Source organism: Streptomyces sp. UNOC14_S4, from assembly GCF_020740835.1.
Classification (GTDB): Bacteria; Actinomycetota; Actinomycetes; order Streptomycetales; family Streptomycetaceae; genus Streptomyces.
In genome coordinates, this window is the sequence record NZ_JAINFC010000640.1 from 1 (window position 1) to 3711 (window position 3711).

The window sequence follows — 3711 nt, forward strand, 5'->3', positions numbered from 1 at the left end:
GCCGGACGGCTCGCCGCGCTCTGGCTGGTCGCCTACGCGCTCCTCGGCGACCCGCTGCTGGCCGCCCTGCTGAACGGCCGCCCGCCCGGCGCCCTCGACCTCCCGCGCGCCCTGTCCGCCGCCGTACCGACCGCCCTGGCCCTCGCCTGCGCGATCGTGCCCGCGGGCTGGTGTGCCCGGTGGTACGCGGAGCGCGTCCGCCACGCGCTGGTGCACAGCCGGACCCTCGGCGAGTTCCGCACGCGCGCGTGGCCCGCCCTGCTGGCGGCCACGGGGCTCGCCCTCGGCGCGCTGCTCGCGCTCCTGTGGGTCCTGCACACGGCCCTGGACACGGCTCTGGCCCCCCGCCCCCCGGCGGACGCGGTCACGCGGCTCGCCGCCGCCACGGCGCTCGGCGGGCTGCTCTTCCTCGCCCGGCTCACCGCCGTGCGCGGCCGTGCGCGGGCCGCCGCTGCCGCCGTGCTCGCCGCCTGCGCGTCCGAGGCGGCGGTCCTGCTCGTCGCCTGGCTGGGCGAGGGCACCGCGGCCGCCGCGGTGCGTACCCACGGGCCCGCCGTCGTACCGCTCGTGGCGTGCGCGGCCCCCGCGCTCGCCCTGCTGATCCGCGCGCTTCCCGCGCTGTCCCGGGCCTCCGCCCACCGGCACGGAGCCCCCGCGACCGCCCTCGACCTCATCCACCCCGCCGCCGCGGGCCCGGACCACCGGGCCCCGGCCGGGCGACCGCACCCCGAGCCGCACACCCCGTCAGAGGAGCAAGGAAGATGACCGTTCACCCCAACCGCACCGCAGGGCGAGAGCGAGGACGCGACCGATGAGGGTCCTCCTGCTCGGTGCCAACGGCTACATCGGCCGTTACGTGGCCGACCGGCTGCTCGCCGACCCTGCCGTCCAGCTCACCGCCCTCGGCCGCGGTGACGACGCGGACGTCCGCTTCGACCTCGCCACCGGCAGCCCCGGCGCGCTCACCCGGTTCCTCAACGCCGTCCACCCCGGTGTCGTGATCAACTGCGCGGGGGCGACCCGGGGCGGCGCGCGCGACCTCACCCGGCACAACACCGTCGCGGTCGCCACCGTCTGCGAGTCGCTGCGCCGCAGCGGCTGCGGCGCGCGCCTCGTCCAGGTGGGCTGTTCCTCCGAGTACGGGCCCTCGCAGCCCGGCTCCTCCACCGCCGAGGACGCGGTGCCCCGCCCCGGCGGCCCGTACGGCGTCAGCAAGCTCGCCGCCACCGAGCTCGTGCTCGGCTCGGGCCTCGACGCCATCGTGCTGCGGGTCTTCTCGCCCGTCGGCCCGGGCACGCCCGCCGGCTCCCCGCTCGGGCGGCTCGCCGACGCCATGCGGCGCGCGATGCAGAGCGGCGACAGCGAGCTCAAACTCAGCGGGCTCGGCATCCAGCGCGACTTCGTCGACGTGCGCGACGTGGCCCGCGCCGTCCACGCGGCCTCCCTCTCCGCCGCCCAGGGCGCCGTGAACATCGGCACCGGCCGGGCCGTCCGGCTGCGCGACGCCGCGGCCCTGCTCGCGCGGGTCGCGGGCTTCGGCGGCGCGCTGCACGAGCTGGACGACCCGCACCTGGGCAGCCCGCCCGCGTACCCCTACCCGGACGGCTGCGGCAGCTGGCAGCAGGCCGACGTCCGCACCGCCCGCGACCGGCTCGGCTGGCGCCCGAGGATCAATCTGGAGGAGTCGCTGGCCGACATCTGGATGGAGGCCGCGTGTCGTATCTGAGCCCCTCGGGCCACCGGCGCGCGGCGCACACCGCCGTGCGGCCGCTGCGCTTCGGGGTGCCCGGATTCGCCCACCCGCTGCTCGCGCCGGCCGAGTGGGGCGAGCTCGTCCGCTCCGACGTGCCCGTCGACTGGGTGGTGCTCGGCGCCGGTTCCCCGGTGGCGCCCCACGGGGCGTCCGGTGGCCCCGGCGCCCGCCCGGACCCGTACTGCCTCACGGCCGTCACCCGGCTGCGCGAGGCGGGCGTGCGCGTCCTGGGCCACCTCGACACCGCCTTCGGCGAGCGGCCCTTCGCGGAGCTGCTGTCCGAGGCCCAGCGCTACCTCAACTGGTACAAGGTGGACGGCTTCTCGCTGGACGCGTCGCCCACCGGCCCGGCCGCGCTGCCCGTCACCCGGCGCACCGTGAACACCCTGCGCACCCTGCTCGACCGGGCGTACGTGGTGCTCCAGCACGGCATCCACCCGTGCTCCGGCTACGCGGCCCTCGCCGACCAGCTCGTGACCTTCCGGGGACCCTGGGCCGCGTACCGCTGGTCGCAGGTGCCCGAGTGGACCGCGGGGCACCCTCCCGAGCGCTTCTGCCACCTGGTCCACGGCGTCCCACGGTCCGACCTGGACGAGGCCCTGCGCCTCGCCCGCCGCCGGGGCGCGGCCACGGTCTACGTCACCGACCGCGCCACGGCCGACGGCGCCGACCCCTGGGAGGTGCTGCCCGGCTACTGGGACGATCTCGTCTCGCGCATCGGACCTGGTGTCTCGGAATGAGACGGGGCGTGGCAGTGTTACGCCGAAGAGCACCCCGCGCGCGCGGGGTCACCCTTCCGTCCGACCTACGGAGATCCCGTGTCGCTGCCACCCCTAGTCGAGCCGGCTGCCGAGCTCACCGTTGACGAGGTCCGCAGGTACTCCCGCCACCTGATCATCCCGGATGTGGGGATGGACGGGCAGAAGCGGCTGAAGAACGCCAAGGTGCTCTGCGTGGGCGCCGGCGGTCTGGGCTCCCCGGCGCTGATGTACCTGGCCGCGGCGGGCGTGGGAACGCTCGGCATCGTGGAGTTCGACGAGGTCGACGAGTCGAACCTGCAGCGGCAGATCATCCACAGCCAGAGCGACGTCGGCCGGTCCAAGGCGGTGTCCGCCCGGGACACGGTCCAGGGGATCAACCCCTATGTGAACGTCGTCCTCCACGAGGAGCGGCTGGAGGCGGAGAACGTCAAGGAGATCTTCTCCCAGTACGACCTCATCGTCGACGGCACCGACAACTTCGCCACCCGCTACCTCGTCAACGACGCCTGTGTGCTGCTGAACAAGCCGTACGTGTGGGGCTCGATCTACCGCTTCGACGGCCAGGCCTCGGTCTTCTGGTCCGAGCACGGCCCCTGCTACCGCTGCCTCTACCCGGAGCCCCCGCCGCCGGGCATGGTGCCCTCCTGCGCCGAGGGCGGCGTGCTGGGCGTGCTGTGCGCCTCGATCGGCTCGATCCAGGTCAACGAGGCGATCAAGCTGCTGGCCGGGATAGGCGAGCCGCTGGTGGGCCGGCTGATGATCTATGACGCCCTGGAGATGACGTACCGCCAGGTGAAGGTCCGCAAGGACCCCGACTGCGCGGTCTGCGGCGAGAACCCCACGGTCACCGAGCTCATCGACTACGAGGCCTTCTGCGGCGTCGTCTCGGAGGAGGCCCAGGAGGCCGCCGCCGGTTCGACGATCACTCCCAAGCAGCTCAAGGAGTGGATCGACGGCGGCGAGAACATCGACATCATCGACGTCCGCGAGCCCAACGAGTACGAGATCGTCTCGATCCCGGGCGCGCGGCTCGTCCCGAAGAACGAGTTCCTCATGGGCGGCGCGCTCCAGGACCTGCCGCAGGACAAGCGGATCGTCTTGCATTGCAAGACGGGCGTCCGTTCGGCGGAAGTCCTCGCCGTGCTGAAGGCCGCGGGCTTCGCGGATGCGGTGCATGTGGGTGGGGGCGTCATCGGG

The 3711-nt window shown here is 74.4% G+C and carries 3 protein-coding genes and 1 pseudogene; all 4 read left to right on the plus strand.

Features of this window, described 5'->3' with window-relative positions:
- A pseudogene (locus K6I34_RS33515) lies at positions 1-765 on the plus strand (hypothetical protein); the annotation flags it as partial.
- A 46-nt stretch (positions 766-811) separates the two neighbouring features.
- Positions 812-1726 carry an NAD(P)-dependent oxidoreductase gene (locus K6I34_RS33520; protein ID WP_229331811.1) on the plus strand — a complete coding sequence of 305 codons (915 nt, stop codon included), beginning with the start codon at positions 812-814 and terminating at the stop codon, positions 1724-1726.
- Positions 1714-2493 carry a spherulation-specific family 4 protein gene (locus K6I34_RS33525; RefSeq protein ID WP_229331812.1) on the plus strand — a complete coding sequence of 260 codons (780 nt, stop codon included), beginning with the start codon at positions 1714-1716 and terminating at the stop codon, positions 2491-2493. The genes K6I34_RS33520 and K6I34_RS33525 overlap by 13 nt, the downstream gene beginning before the upstream one ends.
- A 78-nt stretch (positions 2494-2571) precedes the next feature.
- On the plus strand, positions 2572-3711 hold a 1140-nt coding region (gene moeZ, locus K6I34_RS33530), incomplete at its 3' end, for an adenylyltransferase/sulfurtransferase MoeZ (protein ID WP_229331813.1).